16 protein-coding genes are annotated in these 18,352 nt (G+C 45.4%); 3 read left to right on the forward strand and 13 right to left on the reverse strand.

The genetic code is table 11. The features are described 5' to 3' along the window. Positions 1–122 precede the first annotated feature (122 nt). The gene (locus SM122_RS05590; protein WP_002893762.1) at positions 123–344 is read left to right on the forward strand and encodes a tyrosine-type recombinase/integrase; all 222 of its coding nucleotides are present in this window, start codon (positions 123–125) and stop codon (positions 342–344) included. A 109-nt stretch (positions 345–453) separates the two neighbouring features. Here the strand turns inward: SM122_RS05590 and rpsI are convergent, their stop codons facing one another. The 5 genes from rpsI to rlmB form a co-directional block, all read right to left on the reverse strand. Beyond that, on the reverse strand, positions 454–846 hold the full coding sequence (rpsI, locus tag SM122_RS05595; RefSeq protein WP_000075969.1) for a 30S ribosomal protein S9: 393 nt from the start codon (positions 844–846) through the stop codon (positions 454–456). Between the two features lie 18 nt (positions 847–864). Next, complete coding sequence (gene rplM / locus SM122_RS05600) at positions 865–1,311, reverse strand: 50S ribosomal protein L13 (protein ID WP_002876943.1); 447 nt, start codon at positions 1,309–1,311, stop codon at positions 865–867. A 152-nt stretch (positions 1,312–1,463) separates the two neighbouring features. Then, a complete protein-coding gene (locus SM122_RS05605) occupies positions 1,464–2,327 on the reverse strand; it encodes a DegV family protein (RefSeq protein WP_195189884.1) in 864 nt (287 codons plus the stop codon). Further along, positions 2,327–2,839 (reverse strand): NYN domain-containing protein, encoded by a 513-nt coding sequence (locus tag SM122_RS05610; RefSeq protein ID WP_003004212.1) that lies wholly within the window; start codon positions 2,837–2,839, stop codon positions 2,327–2,329. The genes SM122_RS05605 and SM122_RS05610 overlap by 1 nt, the downstream gene beginning before the upstream one ends. An 18-nt stretch (positions 2,840–2,857) precedes the next feature. Further along, a complete protein-coding gene (gene rlmB, locus SM122_RS05615) occupies positions 2,858–3,586 on the reverse strand; it encodes a 23S rRNA (guanosine(2251)-2'-O)-methyltransferase RlmB (RefSeq protein WP_003010074.1) in 729 nt (242 codons plus the stop codon). Positions 3,587–3,682: 96 nt separating this feature from the next. On the opposite strand from rlmB, the gene SM122_RS05620 reads away from it, so the two are divergent. Together SM122_RS05620 and SM122_RS05625 are read left to right on the forward strand one after the other, a co-directional pair. Next, positions 3,683–4,645, forward strand: coding sequence for an aromatic acid exporter family protein (locus tag SM122_RS05620; RefSeq protein WP_272145001.1), 963 nt, complete (start codon positions 3,683–3,685; stop codon positions 4,643–4,645). Between the two features lie 114 nt (positions 4,646–4,759). Beyond that, positions 4,760–7,990 (forward strand): LPXTG-anchored zinc carboxypeptidase, encoded by a 3,231-nt coding sequence (locus tag SM122_RS05625; protein WP_324737864.1) that lies wholly within the window; start codon positions 4,760–4,762, stop codon positions 7,988–7,990. Between the two features lie 617 nt (positions 7,991–8,607). Here SM122_RS05625 and SM122_RS05630 read toward each other — a convergent pair. The 8 genes from SM122_RS05630 to pnp all read right to left on the reverse strand — a co-directional run bounded on the left by SM122_RS05630 (position 8,608) and on the right by pnp (position 17,951). Next, positions 8,608–10,275 carry an alpha-glucosidase gene (locus SM122_RS05630; protein ID WP_324737865.1) on the reverse strand — a complete coding sequence of 556 codons (1,668 nt, stop codon included), beginning with the start codon at positions 10,273–10,275 and terminating at the stop codon, positions 8,608–8,610. 65 nt (positions 10,276–10,340) lie between these two features. Continuing rightward, the gene (locus tag SM122_RS05635; RefSeq protein WP_003010064.1) at positions 10,341–11,471 is read right to left on the reverse strand and encodes an ABC transporter ATP-binding protein; all 1,131 of its coding nucleotides are present in this window, start codon (positions 11,469–11,471) and stop codon (positions 10,341–10,343) included. Between the two features lie 124 nt (positions 11,472–11,595). Beyond that, entirely contained in the window at positions 11,596–12,456 is an 861-nt protein-coding gene (locus SM122_RS05640) for a helix-turn-helix domain-containing protein (protein ID WP_049516411.1), read from the reverse strand. Further along, entirely contained in the window at positions 12,453–12,851 is a 399-nt protein-coding gene (locus SM122_RS05645; protein ID WP_070505375.1) for a Mini-ribonuclease 3, read from the reverse strand. The genes SM122_RS05640 and SM122_RS05645 overlap by 4 nt, the downstream gene beginning before the upstream one ends. Next, complete coding sequence (cysS, locus tag SM122_RS05650) at positions 12,844–14,187, reverse strand: cysteine--tRNA ligase (protein WP_070505373.1); 1,344 nt, start codon at positions 14,185–14,187, stop codon at positions 12,844–12,846. Before cysS ends, SM122_RS05645 begins: the two co-directional genes overlap by 8 nt. 20 nt (positions 14,188–14,207) lie before the next feature. Next, complete coding sequence (locus SM122_RS05655; RefSeq protein ID WP_324737866.1) at positions 14,208–15,074, reverse strand: GNAT family N-acetyltransferase; 867 nt, start codon at positions 15,072–15,074, stop codon at positions 14,208–14,210. A gap of 12 nt (positions 15,075–15,086) precedes the next feature. After that, positions 15,087–15,704 (reverse strand): serine O-acetyltransferase, encoded by a 618-nt coding sequence (gene cysE, locus SM122_RS05660; protein WP_061604741.1) that lies wholly within the window; start codon positions 15,702–15,704, stop codon positions 15,087–15,089. Between the two features lie 24 nt (positions 15,705–15,728). After that, positions 15,729–17,951 carry a polyribonucleotide nucleotidyltransferase gene (pnp, locus tag SM122_RS05665; RefSeq protein ID WP_324737867.1) on the reverse strand — a complete coding sequence of 741 codons (2,223 nt, stop codon included), beginning with the start codon at positions 17,949–17,951 and terminating at the stop codon, positions 15,729–15,731. Positions 17,952–18,352: the final 401 nt, after the last annotated feature.

An 18,352-nucleotide genomic window follows, 5' to 3' on the forward strand; every position in this document is an offset into this window, starting at 1 on the left:
AAAGAATGTTTAATAGACAAGAAATCTGGACTAGTATTGGTCTGGATTTTTTTGTGAATATAGAGGTCATAGCTTTTTGACTATGCTTCGTTATAATTAGAAAAATTTTAAGTTTTATCAAGATGAAATCAGTCAGACGAAGACATCCCGAATTAGCACCAGCATCACCACACAAACTAAGACATACTGGTGCTACTCTTGCTAAACAAGCAGGTGTTTCTCTTGAAGCCTTCTCAGAAGCTCTTACTCATAGTGATAAAGAGATTACAAAAACTTACGTTAATATCAAAGATAAAGTCAATCAGACTGTAGGTGATATTGCTTTTCGTAGTTTAAAAAATTGATGGGGTGAATATGGGGTGAATTTTGGGGTGAACTTTGATTTTTTGAAACAAAAAAGACATCCAAGAAATAATTCTTGAATGTCTGTAAACGTTGATATAATCGTATTGATTAACGTTTTGAGAATTGTGATGCTTTACGAGCTTTCTTAAGACCTGGTTTCTTACGCTCAACTTTACGTGAGTCACGTGTAAGAAGTCCTGCGCGTTTCAATGAATCGCGGAAGTCTGGGTCTACTTGAAGAAGGGCACGAGCGATACCGTGACGGATAGCTCCTGCTTGACCAGCGTATCCACCACCTACAACGTTAACGAAAACGTCGTATGAACCTACAGTTGAAGTAACTGCGAATGGTTGGTTGATGACCAAACGAAGGTCAGCGTGTGGGATGTACTCTTCAACATCTTTTTTGTTAACAGTGATTTTACCAGTTCCTGGAACAAGGCGAACGCGTGCAACAGCGTTTTTACGACGTCCAGTACCTGCATATTGTGCTTGTGACATACTTTATTGTTCCTTTCCTTAGATAAGTCCTGAAATATCAAGAACTTCTGGTTGTTGTGCAGCGTGAGTGTGCTCAGCTCCAACGAATACTTTCAATTTCATACCTTGAGCGCGGCCAAGAGTATTGTGTGGAAGCATACCTTTAACTGATTTCTCGATCAAACGTACTGCATTTTTAGAACGAAGTTCACCAGCAGAGATTGATTTCAATCCACCTGGGTGGTTTGAGTGAGTGTAGTAGATCTTATCAGTTGCTTTTTTACCAGTCAATTTAACTTTTTCAGCATTGATAACGATTACGAAGTCACCTGTATCAGTGTGAGGTGTGAATGTTGGTTTGTTTTTTCCGCGAAGCACGCTAGCAACAACTGCTGAAAGGCGTCCAAGAGGTACATCAGTTGCGTCAACAACGTACCATTTGCGTTCTACTTGGCCTGGTTTAGCCATGAATGTAGTTTTGTTCATGATTTCTCCTATATGAATGTCGTTTTTGTTTACAGGGCGGATGTTCCGGTCCGCGAGTTATTTGAAAGGTTCCGGGGCCTTACAAATGGGGTAAACAATACCGCCTACTATTGTATCAAAATTCTAAGATAAAAGTCAACCGATTTGGAAAATTATTTGCGATTTTCTTTTCCAATGACAAATCCAATCAAGGAATTCGGGCCGACGTGAGCTGAAATAACCGGTCCAAGAGGCATCACGAGAACTTCATCGATGCCTTCAAGCGCAAGCATTTCTTGCTTCAGTGCCTCTGCTCCTTCTAGATCGTTGGTATAAGACACCAAGGCTGTGCTTCCGCCGATGTCTGCCTTGATCAGCTCCAGTAATTCTCGGACAGCTTTTTTGCGTCCCCGAACCTTGCTAATAGGAACTAATTTCCCTTCCTCATCTATCCAGAGAATGGGTTTGATGCTGGCCAAACTTCCCATGATCGCAGCACTTTTTGAGAGACGACCTCCACGCATGAGGTGGTAGAGATCATCGACGAGGAAATAAGTCCGCAGTTTTGGCGCTAGGTCCATGACTTCTTCTTTGGCTTCTGCTAATGAACGACCTGCATCACGCGCAGCTACTGCCCGCATGACCAGGTAGCCCTCTCCAATCCCAGCAGCCTTCGGATCGACAATCTCGATCACGGCTTCCGGGTAGTCTTCTAAAACCAGGTCTCGTGCCATGACTGCACTCTGATAGGTCCCAGATAAGACTGATGAAAAGGCTACATAAAGCAGATCTTTTCCTTCTTTGGCAAATTGTTCAAAGGTTTCCTGAAATTGGCCCACATTGACCTGACTGGTTGTCGGTTTGGCCCCATTTTTCATGGCTTCTAAAAGTTCAGTGCTAGTCAATTGACCTTGGCCAACTGTCTGGTAAACCGTCCCATCTAACTCAATGGTCAAGCCAAGAATGGTCACCTGGTGTTCCTTGGCCCAGTTCTGGTCTAAATCTGCGGTCGAATCGGTTAAAATAGCAAATGTCATTACTTGTCTCCCATCATTTCTTGTAATTGTCGCAATACTTCGTGATCGAGTGGTCGCATGGGTGGTTTTTGATCGTTGACCACTCGCTGCGCTTGATTAAGGTTTCCTTTGACAACTGCGACCCGTTTTTCTAACTCTCTGGCAGATACCCGAAGGGCTCCTTGAGCAAAGACGGTCCATTGCTCATTTAAGTCACTAGTCGCTACTGATACTTGGTGGAGGGGCGTATTAAGCTCTGCCGCCAAACGCTCGATATAGTCATCTGCCGTCTCATCCTCACCGGTAAAGACCACCTGAACATTGAACTCCTCATAGGTCTGCCGCACTCCTGGCATATACTGGGCATCAAAGACACAGATGACTTCTATCCCTTCAAAGCTAGCATAGTGGCTCAGCTTTTGCAGGAGGATGTTGCGGGCTGCATCGAGCTCACTTTTTTGAAAGAGCTGGCGGGTCTCCTGCCAAAAGGCAATCATATTATAGCCGTCAACCAATAAGATTTTTCGTTTCATATCATTGCCTTTCTAGAATTATAGTCGATTACGAAAGACCTCATACATAAGGATGGCTGCTGCCACACTGGCATTGAGACTTTGCACATGGCCATTCATGGGAATGGTAATCATCTCATCGACTTGCTTTTTGATGTTGGCTGAGATCCCTTTTCCTTCATTGCCAATGATCAAGGCTAACTTGCCAGCCGTATTCCACTGGTGCGATGGCGTACCGTTCATGTCGGTCCCAAAGATCCAGAAGCCCTCTTCCTTTAGCTTGTCCAAGGTTTGGCTAAGATTGGTCACACGCGCAATGGGAATGTGTTCCACTGCTCCAGTAGAAGTTTTTGACACCACTGGGGTTACCCCAACTGCCCGGTGCTTAGGAATGATGACGCCTGAGACATTGGTCGCATCAGCTGTCCGTAAGATGGAGCCAAGATTGTGCGGATCTGTTAAGCCATCGAGAATCAACAAAAGTGGGTTCTCTTCTTGGGCTGTCTGTTTCAGAATCGCTGCCAAGTCTGTGTAAGCAAAGGCTGCCACACGGAGAACGAAGCCTTGGTGAACAGCTCCTTCTGTCATTTCCTGCAGGGTTTTCTTTGGTGTCCAAGAAATCGACACTTTTTTCTCAGCTGCTAAGGCCTTGATCTTGTCGACATTTTTTCCTCGGAGGTCTTCTTGAATATATAATTTATTGCCTGTATTGGCTTGTAAAGCCTCGGTGACTGCGTGGACACCGTATACGATATCGTTATTTTCCATAGAACTAGTATACCACAAGAAAGGAGGAAGAGGCCAATTCATGATATAATGAAATCAAATCTATCTCAATGAAGGAACCGAACTAGAAAGGAAGCCATGCCTCTTTTTCAACGAACCATCAAGCTCACCTTGGCCACCTGTTTAGCAGCGGCCCTTGCTTATGCTCTGGGCTTGACCTATGCCATCTCAGCTGGCGTCATTGCCATCTTGAGTATCTCTGATACGCGTCGCAGTACCATCAAGCAGGCCTACCAGCGCTTTATGTCGACCTTGCTGGCCCTTGCTATCGGAAGTCTCGCCTTTTCTTTATTAGGGTTTAACCTTTGGGCACTGGGAGTCTTTATCGCTCTTTATGTCCCTTGTGCCTTTTTATTGGGTTGGCAGATCGGCATCACCCCAAGTACGGTGCTGGTCACCCACCTCTTGATTGAGCAGTCTACTTCCTGGGGACTCTTGCTCAATGAACTTGCCCTCTTTTTGATAGGAACCAGCTTTGCCCTGCTGGCCAATCTCTATATGCCTTCTAATCAGGCTGCGATCGATCATTACCATGATGTTGTCGAAGACCAACTAAAGAAGATCCTTAGTCGTTTTGCGGAATTTCTTGGTAAAGGGGATGGTCGCAATGATGCTCGCTTGATCAAGGAGTTGGATGGTATCCTAGAAGACGCTTTAAATCTTGTCTATCTGGATCATTCCAACCACCTTTTTCATCAAACCAACTACCACATTCACTACTTCGAAATGCGCAAGCGGCAAAACGACATCCTGCGAGATATGGCAGAAAACGTCAACCGCTGTCAGTTAGCAGCGAGTGAAAGTATGATCCTGGCTCAACTTTTTAAGAAGACTGCGCAACAGTTAAGTCAGGAAAACCCTGCTCAGGAGCTCCTCAACGATATCACTCAGTATTTAGCGATCTTCCGCGAACGGCCTCTTCCCAAGACCCGGGAAGAATTCGAAACACGCGCCACCTTGCTCCAATTGCTAAGAGATTTAGAAACCTTCATTCAGGTCAAGGTTGATTTTTACCAACAATTTCATCAGGAGACAGAATAGACAGAGAAGCCCTTGCAAGATGCAAAGGCTTTTTTATTGCGGGAACTGTTGAAAACGCTTTCCTAAAATGGTATACTAGAACAGGAAAATAACTTTTTAAGGAGGGTCTTCTATATGAAGTCTTCATATAAGAAACATTTGTACACTACGACGCTCAGCCTCTCAGCTGCTGTCTTGCTTTCTGTCATCGGTCATGGCCAAGTATCAGCCGATAGCGTAGAAGCGCCTCAAACAGAGCCAAGCACGGTCCTTGAAGCGGCACCCGCTACTGAGCAAGCTGTGACAGCTGAGACTGCCAGTCCTGCTACAGCTGAAAAAGGAGACACCGCAGCCCCTGCCACTTCTGCAGAAACAGCAGCGACTTCTGATGTGGCTTCTACTACAGAAGTTGCTCCAACCGCTAGTCCAGTCACTAACCGTGCGACAACAACCGCTGATCAAGCGACTCGATTGGCGGATAGCACCATTTATCTCTCTGAAAAGAGTACAATTGATGACAAAGTCCAAGAAAAAGCTCAAGCTGCTGGCAAGATCAACTGGACCTTAGACAATAAGCCACTCTCTGAGTGGAAAACCTGGGATATGGAGACAGGAACACTGAGCAAGGATCCATTCCTTACTATCACAGAGACCGCAAACGGCAATGATCTGGATCTCCACATTGACGTGCAGGATCTCTTTGGTGAAGATCTCAGCCTTCGTAGCCCAAATAATATTCGCCGGACTTACCGCAACTACATCGGCAACCATGAACTAGTCGGGACCAATGCAGACTTGGGTGTGACCATCAATAAAACCCTTGTTTTTCGACCTTACCAAGACTACCATACACATGAAGAGATGCTGGCTGCCATCGAAAAATCCAAGGAAGAAGCGAAACCCGATCGTTTAGTACAGCTGGAAACTCTTGGAAAGAGTGCCCAAGGCCGGGATATGAAGATGGGAATCGTGAGCAAGGACCAAGCCAGCATCGATCACTACCTGTCTAGTACCAACCCTACAGCCTTGACTAAGCCAAGCGAAATGCTGGCCGCACTAAAAGACAAGACCTTGGATTACAAATTACCTGTCTTAGTCCACAACACCCACGCGGATGAGCAGCCAGGCATTGACATTATCACAGGCCTCTTCAATACCTTTGCGACCAAGGAAAAGGTGACCTTTAACACCACCGATGAAGCTGGAAATGCTAAAACAGTCACGCTAGATATTCCAACCCTGCTCAATAAATTCATCTTCTTATTTGACTTCACGGAAAACCCAGATGGGGATGCTCTCAACCTGCGGGCCCTAGCAAACGGGCTCGATCCAAACCGGGATGCCAGCTACCAAACCAACCCTGAAGTTCGCACGGTTATCCAAATGATCAACAAATGGAATCCGATCGCTCTCTACGACTTACACGGTTTTGTCAAAGAATTCTTGATCGAACCTGCAACGCCACCACATGATCCGAACTTCGAATACGATCTTCTGTCAGACCTGATGCTAGAAAATGCCCATCATATGGGACGGGCAGGAGTTGCCAATTCTAAATACAATAGTTACATCATTCCAAAACTGGATTGGGGCGATGGCTGGGATGACTCCTTCTCTGGCTATACAGGGGTTTATGCAGTCTACCATGGTATCTTAGGCCATACTATCGAAATTCCGGAAGGAAATGAAGAATCCTACAAAGCAGGTCGCAATGCTGTCCTAGGAGGAATTGACTTTCTCAACCAAGATCCAGACAAACTCCTTGAGATGCGGCTCAACTTCTACCTGCGTGGTCTCAATAAAACTGAAGATCCAAAAGCTGAAAATGAACTGGTCGGCCCAAATGGGGAAATCGTTGGACGTGTGAAAAACGGTCGTCCAAAATTCTTCCCAGACTACTACGTCATCCCGATGAGCCTCGACAAAGAAAACGATGCCCAAGAAGCTTTCAATATGATCGACTACTTCAAACGCAATGGTGTCCTCGTCAAAGAGCTCAAAGAAGATATTGGCAACTATAAAAAAGGAGACTTAGTCATTGATATGGCCCAAGCCAAACGCGGCTATGCCAACCACATTCTCTACAAGGGCTCCAACGAATCTGCCTGGGCTGCGATGTACGCAGAGTTGCTGGTTAACTTCCCAGATATGAGAGGGTTCAAGTCCGAACCTGTCTTTGCGGATGGTCTTTTCAATGGAAAATTAGGCGAAGTCACCACCACCCGTGCGACTCGTACCTCTGAGATCGATCCAAAAGCTCCTTACTATGTGATCGCAAATACCTCAGCCAGTGCCGTTAAAGCTGTCAACCAGGCCATCGCGCAAGGAAAATCCGTCTACCTAACAGACGATGGCTACATCGTTGACCGTGATACCTTTGCTTCACTCCTGCCAAACTATGCCATCTATGGCGATGCCCTCTACAAGGTACCAAGCGGGCCAACCTTGAAACCGATGAAGGTCTACTCTCCAAACTACCACTATAATTGGGCTGGAGTCGATGCGCCTGCTCATACCAGTCTAGTCCTTGAAAAATTAGGTTTCCAAATCGTCAATACTCCAGAAGAAGCGGATGTTGTTATTTTGGAAAGCAATCGTTTTGACGCTTCCATCTTCGGCAAGAAACCAACCCTTGTCATTGGTGGGGAAGCCATGCAAAAATTGGAAAAATTGGGAGTTCTTACAGGATTTGACGCTGAAAAATTAAAAGGCGGTAGTGACTACGAAGGCTTGATGAAAGCGATCATTGATGACCAGGATCCATTGACTAGCGGATACAAGAAGAATACCCTCTTCTACTCCAACTCAGGAAACTGGATTGAAAAGGTTCCAGAACATTTCAAGACCTTGATGAGCATCGCTCCGAGCGATTATTATATTGCAGGTTGGTGGCCACATAACGATGTGCTGGCCAACAAAGTCATGGCCATCTCTGGAGAACTGATGGGACAACCACTCTTTGTCTATGCAGGAAATCCAACCAACCGTCAACACCCTGTCCACTTCTTCCGCTGGGTAACCAATGCGATCTTTGGCAGCAAGTTGGCTAGCTTGATGGATTACGTTCCAGCTAAAGAACCAGATCAAGTGGTGGTTCCAATTCATAACCAAACAACCAATCCACAGCCAATCTTAGCCAAGAAGGAGACTCCTAAAGTGCTTCTTCCACAAAAAGAAATGACAACTAAAAATGAAGAAAGCGTGCAAGCCTTGACTTACCAAGTAGGACAAAGCTTCCAAGAAAGTCCAGCCAAGGCACAATTGCCACAAACTGGAGAAGACACAGCTGCACACTTCATTCTTTCAGGCTTCTTGCTAGCCGTTAGCGGAGGCTTCCTCCTCTTGAAAAAGAAAGAAGTTGAGTAAGTTCCAGGTTTAGACTTGGATGACACGAAAAGAACCTTCGCAGACGCGAAGGTTCTTTTTGGAGATAAACTATCTTTCAAAACTTTCCTTAGGTGAGTACGGACGTTAGGTGAAATTATCCAGTGGATGATTTCAGCAATCCAGGAAGTTCCATGACTAAATCAAGATACAAAGGGCGTCTGCGGATACAGTCAAAATTTGGAGCAGGACAGAAGCACTGTTGTATAGGATTGCTTCATTGTCCTGCCCCACAAGGCTGATTAGGATTCTTTCGAGCTAAAAGGCGAGAGAAGAATTCAATCAGCTACTGTGTCTTTGATTTAGTACTAATGTATTTTGCGCTTTTTGACACAATCCACAGCCCGTGTTCAATTCGTTTTGGTCCCCTTCGCTTTTTAATTTTTAGGCTCAGGCTAAAACAGTTCTCCGAACTGTTTTACTCTCAAAACTCCCGAGTGCTTGAAACATTGTTGTTTCAAGCACTTTTCTCACGGCGGAAAGTTTCAGTTTATACTTGACTGATTCTAAAGTATAGAAAACTTTTATAAATTTCTCCAGATTTTTTAATGAACATACTATTCTACATCTTAAATCTAACAATAATACAAAGATTCTTTCTATTCTGCTAATTCCAACACAACCGTTTGGTAAGGGGCTAATTCGAGCACTTGGTCTCCTTCTTGGAATAATCCTGCTGTATTATTTAAAACGACCGTTTTAATCGGAGCTGGCAACTCCAAGGTGGCCTGGCGATTTTGGAAATTGCTGACAACCAAGAGACGCTTGTCCCCACGGCGTTCAAAGGCGATGATGTTTTCACGGTCCCGATACGCTGGGATCATATCTCCGAATCGGATGGTATTTCCATAAAGGGGATGGCGATACAAGGCCGTCAACTGGCGATAGTAATTCAAGATGGAATTTGGATCCTTTTCTTGATCTTTCACATTGATGGCAACATTTGGTTTGGGACTGATCAGCCAGGCTGGTCCATCGCTAAAGCCCAGACCTGGCTCCGCTGACCACTGCATCGGTGTCCGCGCATTGTCTCGGCTATAGTTGGCAATCGCTGCTAAGGCTTCTTCCTCACTCAAACCAGCTTCTTTAGCAACGTGGTAGCCATTGATGGTCGCAATATCATCAAAGTCCTCCACTGATTCAAAGACTTGGTTCTCCATTCCAATTTCTTGACCTTGATAGATAAACGGAATTCCCTTGCGCAAAACCTGAATGGTTCCCAGGGCTTTTTTACTGGTATCATTTACTGGACCTTCTGCGATATAATGGGACACCCCTCGAGGTTCGTCGTGGTTTTCGATGATGGTCGAGAGAACCCCAATGCTATCCGCGCGCTCATGCGCTTGGAAAATACTTTCCTTAAGTTCTTCCGCTGTTGGAAGAGTATGGTCAAACCAGCCCTTTCCTTCCTGCCCTAAGCAGGTTTGCTTGAAGTCAAAGATAGAAGAAAAGACACCGTCTTTTCCAATGAAGAAATGCAATTCTTCGTCGGTTTCATTGAACACTTCCCCAACTGTGAAGGCATTGTACTTGGCGAAGGTTCGCTCATTTAACTCTTGCAAGAAAGGTTCAATCGATTGGGCATTCACTAGAGACTCCAGTACTGGGACCAAGCCATTTTCGCGATCAGACGGAAGCGAACGCCATTCTAGATCTTTTTTGATATTGATAATAGCATCGATCCTAAAGCCCGCAATTCCCTTGTCCAACCACCAGTTGATCATCTTGTAAATTTCTTCGCGCAAGACAGGATTTTGCCAATTAAGGTCTGGCTGATCCTTGTGATAAGAATGGAGATAGTATTTGTTGGTGCCAGGAACTGGTTCCCAGACACTGCCTCCAAAGTAACTTTCCCAGTTGTTGGGTTCCTTGTCACTTTCGATGAAATAAAAGTAATCTGCATAAGGGCCATCTGGATCTGATAGAGCTTTTTGGAACCACTCGTGATGACTGGAGCAGTGGTTAACCACCAAGTCCATAATGATAGAAATGCCCCGCTTCTTACCTTCAGCAATTAGCTCCTCCATATCTTCCATAGTTCCAAAAATAGGATCAATGGCATAGTAGTCTGAAATATCATAGCCCTGGTCAATAAACGGACTCTTGTAAATAGGCGATAACCAGAGAATGTCAATTCCTAAGTTTTGAAGGTAATCGAGTTTCTTCGTGATTCCTTTCAAATCCCCAACGCCATCACCATTGCTATCTTTAAAGCTTTTTGGGTAAATCTGGTAAGCGACCTTCCCCTTCCACCAATCTTTTTCCATGTCTTGTCTCCTTAAATGAAAGAGACCGAGACAAATCATCTCAGTCTCCATAGTGTCAGTAGGTATTAGTATACTGTTTTTTCAGTTTCTTTATCGAAGAAGTGAGCTTTGTTCAAGTCAAATCCAAGTTCGATTGTTTCACCAGTTCCAAGGTAGTCACGCGCATCTACTTTTGCGATAAATTCGTTGTCACCAACTTGGCAGTACAAGTGAGATTCAGAACCGAGCAACTCAGACACTGAGATGGTTGCTTTCACGACTGATTCTGGGAAAGTTTCAAGGAAAGCAGCTTCTGTATTCACGTCTTCTGGACGGATACCAAAGATCAATTCTTTACCATCATAGCCTTTTTCTTTCAAGACTTTCAAAGCACCTTCTGGAACTTTCAAATTCAATCCATTGGCAACGATGTGTCCACCTTCCAACTTCACGTTAATGAAGTTCATGGCAGGGCTTCCGATGAATCCAGCTACGAATTTATTCACAGGGTTCTTATACACTTCTTGCGGAGTACCGATTTGTTCTACACGTCCGATAGTACCTGTACCAGCTGGGTTTTTAGTAGCAGACATAATAACGATACGGTCAGCCAATGTCATCGCTTCTGTTTGGTCGTGGGTTACGTAGATTGTTGTAGCTCCGATACGACGGTGGATTTTCGCAATTTCAGCACGCATGGATACACGAAGTTTAGCATCCAAGTTTGACAAAGGTTCGTCCATCAAGAACACTTTTGCATCACGGACAATGGCACGACCCATGGCCACACGTTGACGTTGACCACCAGAAAGGTCAGCTGGTTTACGATCCAAGAATTCTTTCAAGCCAAGGATTTCAGCTGCTTCTTGTACACGTTTGTCGATATCTTCCTTGCTGTATTTACGCAATTTCAAACCAAAGGCCATGTTATCGTACACAGTCATGTGTGGGTAAAGAGCGTAGTTTTGGAATACCATGGCGATATCACGGTCTTTAGGTGCCACGTTGTTTACAACAGTGCCATCGATCGAACATTCACCTTCTGTGATGTCTTCAAGACCAGCGATCATACGAAGAGTCGTTGATTTACCACATCCTGAAGGACCTACGAAAACGATAAATTCTTTGTCTTTGATGTCCAAGTTGAAGTCTTCAACTGAGTAATGTTCGCTATTTGGATATTTTTTATAAATGTGACTAAGATTCAATTCTACCATGATGGTACTCCTTTGATTTTTATAGTTCTATTGTAAATGAAAACGTTTTACAAATCTATGGCAAGTCTCACAAAAAAGAAAAAGAGTTTTGTGCAAGTTGCACAAAACTCTGGATTGATTCCGTTTAAATCACATCTTGTAAAACTAAATGATAGCACAGGGCTAGATCTGTCAGATTTTTCAACTGAAGACCCGTCAACTCCTCCCACTTGTCAATCTTATATTGGAGCGAATTGCGGTGGAGATAGAGTTGCTGGGCGGCCTTGGTGACGACTGCCCCATTGTCCCAAAGAGCAACAATGATGTCTTGCAATTGATCTTGACTTTCAATCAACTGATGCAAGCTTGCCTTGATTGGAGTGAGATCTAAATCTGCCTGCTCGATTCCCCATAGATAGAGTTGAGAAAAGCGATAGACACCTTGATGGCCTTCTCGAATCCAGGCTCGAAAGACCGCCCGTTCTGCTCGGATGACCGGAGACACTTTCCCGTCTTTAGACTCGGTCCATACTTGCCCGACCAAGATAGATAAACGAATATTGAAGTCATACTCCATGGCAGAGACGGTATCTTTTAAGATATCGGCCACAGGTAAAGACTGGTCTTGGTCCAGAATGAGCACATAATCTTGTCCGCTCAGTTGCAAGGTTGCTCGGAAGTTGGGCAAAAGTGTCTGCATCATCTCTAGCCAAGAAGCCGTCCCTTCCGCTGTCGAATGCGAAATGTGGCAATAGACAAGCTGCATTTTTTTGATGACTTGAGGGGCTTCTCCCTTTCCATCGATCAGGTACTGGTACCAAGGATTAGGGGCAACCTCTTCTTCACCGCCCAACCAGGAAATCAATTGTTTTTCTCGTTCGGTTAGCTCTTCTTCCTTCAGCAGCAACCATTGATGAGCCTGAAGGGGAATGGCTACATAACCAGCTGGTGGATTGGCTTGATCCGTCACCTCTGCATGAGGAAACCACTCTCTGATATTTTTCACTGCTTTCTTCCTTCTTCTACTTGCTGGATGCACCAGTCAATCAGCTCTTCTAGCCGAGAGAGCTCCCCCGTCATATGGAGATAGCCCATGACAGCCTCAAAGCCCGTCGACATCCGATAGGTCACGACATCCGCATTTTTGGCCTTGGTATGGCTATTGGTATTGCGACCGCGCTTGTAGATCTCCAACTCTTTTTCTGTCAGAATTTCTTGCTCCAGCATGCTTTCAATCAAGCTAGCCTGAGCTCTAGCAGAGACGTAGCAGGTTGCAGTCTGGTGAAGCTTATTGGGCTTGGTCATCCCTTGAAAAATTAGGTGCCTGCGAATATACATGGAATAGACCGCATCCCCTTCAAAGGCAAGGGCGATCCCATTGATTAGATTGACATCAATCACGTGTCCACCTTACACCTTCTTTTGTATCCAAGAGCTTGATTCCTTGCGCAGCCAATTCATCGCGAATCGCATCTGCTCGCGCAAAATCTTTCTTAGCCCGTGCTTCCTGACGTTCAGCGATCAAGGCTTCAATATCCGCATCCAAAACTTCTTCAACAAAGACCACTCCAAAGACTTCTAACATCTTTGCCAAGGCATCTTTGACGTCTTGGTCGTAGTGACCTGAGTTGATCCATTTAGCCAATTCAAAGACGACAGTGATTCCGTTTGCGGCATTGATATCTTCATCCATAGCCGCAATAAACTTGTCCACAAAGTTTTGTAAGTCTGCTGGATCCACTTCTCCGGCGAAAGGTTGCTCATAGGTATTTTTCAAATACTTAAGGTTGGTCTCCGCATCGCGTACCGCTTTTTCTGTGAAGTTAATGGGCTTGCGGTAGTGCTGGGTCGCAAAGAAGAAGCGAAGCACTTGGCCATCAATGGTCTTGAGTGCATCATGCACAGTGATAAAGTTGCCCAAAGACTTGGACATCTTGACATTGTCAATATTGACAAAGCCATTGTGCATCCAGTAGTTGGCAAAGGTTTGACCAGTTTTAGCCTCTGACTGGGCAATTTCATTGGTATGGTGCGGAAACTCAAGGTCAGCTCCACCACCGTGGATATCAATGGTATCGCCTAAAATCCCCGTTGACATGACCGAACACTCAATGTGCCAACCCGGACGACCAGGTCCCCAAGGGCTTTCCCAAGAAACTTCACCTGGTTTGGCAGCTTTCCAGAGGGCAAAATCGACTGGATTTTCCTTGCGGGCTGTTTCTTCATCTGTCCGACCAGAAGCTCCTAGCTCTAGGTCTTCCAAAGTTTTATTGGCTAACTTAGCATAGTTATGGGATTTTTCCACACGGAAATAGACATCGCCTTGGCTCTCATAGGCATAGCCTTTTTCGATCAAGTCGGTAACAAAGCGAATGATGTCATCCATAAACTCAACCACACGAGGGTGGCGGGTTGCAGGCTTGACCCCAAGAGCCGTCACATCTTCACGAAAGGCTGCGATGTACTTATCCGCCACTTCCTGAGGAGTAATGCCTTCTTCCTTGGCACGGTTGATGATCTTATCATCCACATCGGTAAAGTTGGAAATATAGGCAACTTCGTAGCCACGATACTCAAAGTAGCGACGAATCGTGTCAAAGGCTACCGTTGAACGGGCATTCCCAACGTGGATATAGTTGTAAACCGTTGGCCCACAAACATACATGCGGACCTTCCCTTCCTCGATGGGGACAAATTCTCGCAAATCACGAGACATGGTATCATAAATTTTTAACACGCTTCATTTCCTTTCTGTTTCTACTCTTTTGGCTTCAAATAAACCACCTGAGTCTGTTTGACAAAGCCAATCTTTTCATACAAACGTTTGGCACCTACATTGCTGTCTTCCACGGCAATCTGAAACTCCTTGTCATTTTGTTCAATGAGTTGGTTGACGAGAGATTTTGCCAAATAGCTTCCATAGCCTTGCCCACGATAGACTTCAGCAATCGCAAGTCCATAAAGGTAATTGTATTTTCCAGACACATCGACCGTACAAACACCAATCACTTGACCTTCTTTGAGTAATATGTACAGCAGACTATCAGGATCCTTCAAGGCCTCCGAAATGTATCTGTGGCTCACTTCTGGTGCTTCCACTTCATCTGAAAAGGTTTGGTGGTGGAGCTGGGCAATGGCTTCAAGATAAGAAGGTTCTGCCAAGAGCACATCGACATCCGAACGGGAATCTAATGCATAAGCGGTTCGATCACGTCCTAACCAGGTTTCTGTTTCGTCATCCTCAACCAGTCCCCAATTGCTGGCAAAATCAGGATGATTCTCTAGAAAAATACGCTCTGTCTGAAAAGTCACAGACTCAATTGGATAAGATGCCGTTTCTTTCTCAAAACTTCCATACAAAGCACGCGCAATTCCCTGCCGACGGTGATTAGGGTGGACCAGGATCGCTACTTCCACATCTTGGTCATCTGCATAGACGGTTAATAGGCCAACAAGTTCACCTTTTTCGTAATAAAGGAAAAAGGCGGGCATATCGGGATCAAAATTGAGCATATTGGAGAGATAAGGATCCCGAAACGTTCCGTCATAGTTCTGACAGATGGCAATAAGGGCCTTTGCTTCCAGTAGTTGGTGGTCATTCAATGTATTGGTTGATTGAATCACGTAGCGATCTCCTTACAAGCTCGAAGATCGATGACTGGCTTCCTTAGCATGCTCCATCTTATTCACGTAGTATTCGCGTTTTTCTTCTTCTTGGTGAATGATTGGCTCATCCTTCTTACCGTGCACACGAACAATTTTAGCAGGGACTCCGACAACGGTCACATCACTCGGTACATCGGAGACCACGACCGCTCCCGCTCCTACTTTGGCTTTGGCCCCAATCTCAATCGGACCGATGACCTGAGCATGAGCGGAGACCAAGGCTCCTTCACGAACCGTCGGATGGCGTTTACCGACATCCTTCCCTGTTCCCCCAAGGGTCACCCCGTGGTAGAGCATAACGCCTTTTTCAACAATGGCCGTTTCCCCGATAACGAGGCCCGCTCCATGGTCGATAAAGACACCAGAAGCAATGGTCGCACCTGGATGGATTTCAATCTGGGTCCAAAAACGCCAAAACTGACTATGCATCCGCGCCAAGAGCTTAAAGCCATGGTTCCACAAAAAGTGGGAAACACGGTGAGCTGCCAGTGCTTTGACGCCCGGATAGGTCAAAAGGACCTCCAGCGAGGTACGCGCTGCTGGGTCATTTTCTTTTACAATATCGATGGTTTCACGCCACCATCCCATACCGTGCTCCTCCTTTTTAAATGATTATTCTGAATCTTTTTGTGTAATAGTAAAGTCTTTTTTAGGTTTGTGGTCTTTGTTGTGGTGACGAGGACGATCGCCATGGCGATGAGTTTTTTCACCCTTTTCCTCGCTGTTTTCTGCTTTTGGCGGACGAGGGAGAAGAGCTTTCATAGAAGCATCGACACGACCTTTTTCATCGATCTTGATAATCTTCACATCGACTTCATCACCGATGGCTACCAAGTCTTCGACACGGTTGGTACGAGTCCAAGCCATTTCAGAGATGTGTACGAGGGCATCTGTCTTGTCAAAGAGGTTGACAAAGGCACCAAATTTCTCGATCCGAACCACTTTGGCATGGTAGACTTCGTCCACCTTCGCTTCACGCACCAAACCAGCAATGATTTCTTTGGCACGGTTAATGGCATCTTGGTCGCTCGAGTAGATTGATACGTTCCCTTCTTCGTCGATATCAATCTTAACCCCTGTTTCAGCGATGATCTTATCGATGGTTTCTCCACCCTTACCGATGACAATCTTAATCTTGTCCACATCAATCTTGATGGTATCAATTTTCGGAGCAGTTGGCGCCAATTCTGGACGCACTTCTGGAATGGTTGCTTCGATCACATCAAGGATTTCAAAACGCGCTTTCTTGGCTTGAGCAAGAGCTTCCGTCAAGATTTCTGCAGTAATCCCTTGGATCTTGATATCCATCTGAAGGGCTGTAATCCCATCACGCGTACCTGCAACCTTAAAGTCCATGTCTCCAAAGTGGTCTTCCAAACCTTGGATATCTGTCAATACGGTATAGTTGTTTCCATCAGAAATGAGACCCATTGCAATACCTGCTACTGGTGCCTTGATTGGCACACCACCCGCCATAAGGGCAAGTGTTCCCGCACAGATAGAGGCTTGAGATGAAGAACCGTTTGATTCCAAAACTTCTGCTACCAAACGAATCGCGTATGGGAATTCTTCCAAGCTTGGCAAGACTTGAGCAAGCGCACGCTCACCAAGAGCACCGTGACCAATTTCACGACGACCAGGCGCACCGTAACGACCTGTTTCCCCTACAGAGTATTGAGGGAAGTTATAGTGGTGCATAAAGCGTTTCTTGTACTCTGGATCCAAACCATCGATGATTTGCGTTTCACCCATTGGTGCCAAGGTCAAAACAGAAAGGGCTTGCGTTTGTCCACGAGTAAAGAGACCTGAACCGTGAACGCGAGGAAGGAAGTCGACTTGTGCATCCAAAGGACGGATTTCATCAACCTTACGACCGTCAGGACGTACCTTGTCTTCTGTGATCAAACGGCGCACTTCTGCGTGTTCCATTTGTTCCAAGATTTCAGCCACATCCCGCATGATGCGGTCAAATTCTTCGTGGTCTGCATATTTTTCTTCGTAAACGGCTGTCACTTGGTCTTTCACCGCTTGAGTCGCAGCTTCACGAGCTAATTTTTCTTCTACTTGGACTGCTTTTTGGAGGTCACTGTTGTAGGCTGCAATGATTTCAGCCTGCAAGTCAGCGTCCACGTGAAGCAATTCTACTTCTGCTTTTTCTTTCCCAACTGCTGCTACGATTTCTTCTTGGAAGGCAATCAATTCTTTAACAGCTTCGTGCCCTTTCAGAAGAGCTTCCAACATGATTTCTTCTGACAATTCTTTAGCGCCAGACTCTACCATGTTGATAGCGTGTTTGGTACCAGCTACTGTCAATTCAAGAAGCGAGCGCTCGGCTTGTTCTTGCGTTGGGTTGATGACGATTTCTCCGTCAACATAGCCCACTTGTACCCCAGCGATAGGTCCGTCAAATGGAATGTCTGAGATAGACAAGGCCAATGATGAACCAAACATGGCTGCCATTGGGGCAGATGCATTTTCATCGTAAGAAAGGACTGTGTTAATCACCTGCACTTCGTTACGGAAGCCTTCCGCAAACATTGGACGGATTGGACGGTCAATCAAACGCGCTGTCAAAGTCGCATCAGTAGAAGGACGTCCTTCCCGTTTCATAAAGCCGCCAGGAAATTTCCCAGCCGCATACATTTTTTCTTCGTAGTTGACTTGAAGTGGGAAGAAATCCCCAGTTGCCATCTTCTTAGACATGACAGCAGCCGTCAAGACAGTTGACTCACCATAACGCACGACAACAGCGCCATTTGCTTGCTTGGCAACCTGACCAGTCTCTACGATTAACTCACGACCCGCAAAAGTCGTTTGAAACACTTGTTTTGTCATTGTAATCCCCTTTGGATTGATAAAATTATACGACTTGCCTACAAAAATCAGGATACAAAGGGCGTGTAGAATCCCGTATGAAAATAGGAGATTGACGCAGTGTGCCACGCACACTAGGAAATCTATCTTTTTCACTAGGGATTTAGCCCGTGTTCAACTATCAAGATATTTTGGACGGTTCGGCTTGCCGAACATTTCTGTAGAAAAATAGGAAGGTGACGCCGCACTCGATGAGTGCTAGGAAGCTTATCTTTTTTCCTAAGAAATGAGGCCAAAATTCAATTACTCAAGATACTAAGCCGTTAAGCAACTCAAAGGAAAATAGGAAATCGAACGACGGAGCGAACGCTCCTAGGTAGATTTATCTTTTTCCACAGAGTTGTAGGCGGGTTCAATTACGC

This window comes from Streptococcus gingivalis (genome assembly GCF_035544715.1).
GTDB lineage: Bacteria > Bacillota > Bacilli > Lactobacillales > Streptococcaceae > Streptococcus > Streptococcus gingivalis.

Bases quoted from the DNA above. Each gene is read 5' to 3' on its own strand.
- SM122_RS05590 (WP_002893762.1), top strand. From the start codon at position 123: ATGAAATCAGTCAGACGAAGACATCCCGAATTAGCACCAGCATCACCA.
- rpsI (WP_000075969.1), bottom strand. From the start codon at position 846: ATGTCACAAGCACAATATGCAGGTACTGGACGTCGTAAAAACGCTGTT.
- rplM (WP_002876943.1), bottom strand. From the start codon at position 1,311: ATGAACAAAACTACATTCATGGCTAAACCAGGCCAAGTAGAACGCAAA.
- SM122_RS05605 (WP_195189884.1), bottom strand. From the start codon at position 2,327: ATGACATTTGCTATTTTAACCGATTCGACCGCAGATTTAGACCAGAAC.
- SM122_RS05610 (WP_003004212.1), bottom strand. From the start codon at position 2,839: ATGAAACGAAAAATCTTATTGGTTGACGGCTATAATATGATTGCCTTT.
- rlmB (WP_003010074.1), bottom strand. From the start codon at position 3,586: ATGGAAAATAACGATATCGTATACGGTGTCCACGCAGTCACCGAGGCT.
- SM122_RS05620 (WP_272145001.1), top strand. From the start codon at position 3,683: ATGCCTCTTTTTCAACGAACCATCAAGCTCACCTTGGCCACCTGTTTA.
- SM122_RS05625 (WP_324737864.1), top strand. From the start codon at position 4,760: ATGAAGTCTTCATATAAGAAACATTTGTACACTACGACGCTCAGCCTC.
- SM122_RS05630 (WP_324737865.1), bottom strand. From the start codon at position 10,275: ATGGAAAAAGATTGGTGGAAGGGGAAGGTCGCTTACCAGATTTACCCA.
- SM122_RS05635 (WP_003010064.1), bottom strand. From the start codon at position 11,471: ATGGTAGAATTGAATCTTAGTCACATTTATAAAAAATATCCAAATAGC.
- cysE (WP_061604741.1), bottom strand. From the start codon at position 15,704: ATGGGATGGTGGCGTGAAACCATCGATATTGTAAAAGAAAATGACCCA.
- pnp (WP_324737867.1), bottom strand. From the start codon at position 17,951: ATGACAAAACAAGTGTTTCAAACGACTTTTGCGGGTCGTGAGTTAATC.